Raw genomic sequence first — 1,154 nt, forward strand, 5'->3', positions numbered from 1 at the left:
GGGTGAGGGTGGGATCGTCGATGTCGAAGTAGCGCGGCCACTCGTGCCGGCGCCCCATCCGGAACAACCGCACCACCGGTCGGCTGCGCGCCGCCCGCGCGTCCCGCACCAGGTCGGTGTGCACCTGCCGGGCCAGGGCGAGCCGGCGGCTGGCGGCGATCACGGCCTCGCAGTCCGGATCGGCCGGGTCCAGTTGCACCGCGCGCAGCTGCCGGGTGAGGTCGTTCTCGGCGGCCTCCCGCTCGTCCGGGCGGGCGTCCAGGGCGATCCGCGCCGCCCCGTACAGCTCCACGCCGTACCGCCGCTCGGCCAGCACGGCGGCGGCCGCCGCACGGCGCAGCAGGTGGGCGTCGAGGGCGCGGGCCGCCAACTCCGCCCGGGCCTGCAGCCGGTCCACCCGGCCGGCCGTCCAGACGAGGTACGCCACGACCAGGCCGACGGCCAGGATCGTGCCCACCACCCACCACATGCCCGGCATCGTAGTGCTGCTCCGTTCCCGTCTCCTGCGGCCGCTTCCGGCCCCGACGGCCAGGTCACAGACGCTCCAGCCGCCACCCGGGTCAGTCCAGCCCCGCCCATTCCTGGTCGATGACCCGTCCGTCGGTGGCCTCGATCGCCGCTGCGTATACCTCCAGAACCCGGCGGGCAACCACGGGCCAGTCGAAATTCGCCACCACCTGGTCGCCGCAGGCGGTCAGCTCCGCCCGCCGGTCGGGGTCGTCGAGCAGCTCGGAGAGGACCGCCCGCAGGGCCACCGGGTCGCCGGTGGGGAACAATCGACCCGCCCGCCCGCCGTCGAGCACCCGGCGGAACGCGTCCAGGTCGCTGGCCACCACGGTCGTCCCGGCGGCCAGCGCCTCGGTGAGGATCATCCCGAAACTCTCGCCGCCGGTGTTGGGCGCCACGTAGAGGTGCACGCTGCGCAGCATCCGCGCCTTGTCCGCCTCGGATACCAGCCCGAGGAAGGTCACCCGGTCGCGCAGTTCGGCGGGGAACCGGTCGAAGAGGTCGTCCGGGTCGCCCGGGCCGGCCACCAGCAGCCGCAGCCCCGGACGCTGCCGGGCCAGCTCGACGAAGGCGTCCCGGAGCACCGGGAAGCCCTTGCGGGCCTCGGTGAAGCGGCCCAGGAAGCCGATCGAGCCACCCGTCCCCGC

General features: G+C 74.9%; 2 protein-coding genes. Both read right to left on the minus strand.

Going from position 1 to position 1,154, the window contains the following annotated elements; all coding sequences use genetic code 11:
* The coding region (locus C1I99_RS31625; protein WP_111137784.1) for a hypothetical protein at nucleotides 1-478 on the minus strand (478 nt) is incomplete at its 3' end.
* Between the two features lie 82 nt (nucleotides 479-560).
* Nucleotides 561-1,154: glycosyltransferase family 4 protein (locus tag C1I99_RS31630; protein ID WP_146604113.1), on the minus strand; the 594-nt coding region annotated here is incomplete at its 5' end.

The sequence above is a fragment of the Micromonospora deserti genome, from assembly GCF_003236335.1.
Taxonomy (GTDB): Bacteria; Actinomycetota; Actinomycetes; order Mycobacteriales; family Micromonosporaceae; genus Micromonospora; species Micromonospora deserti.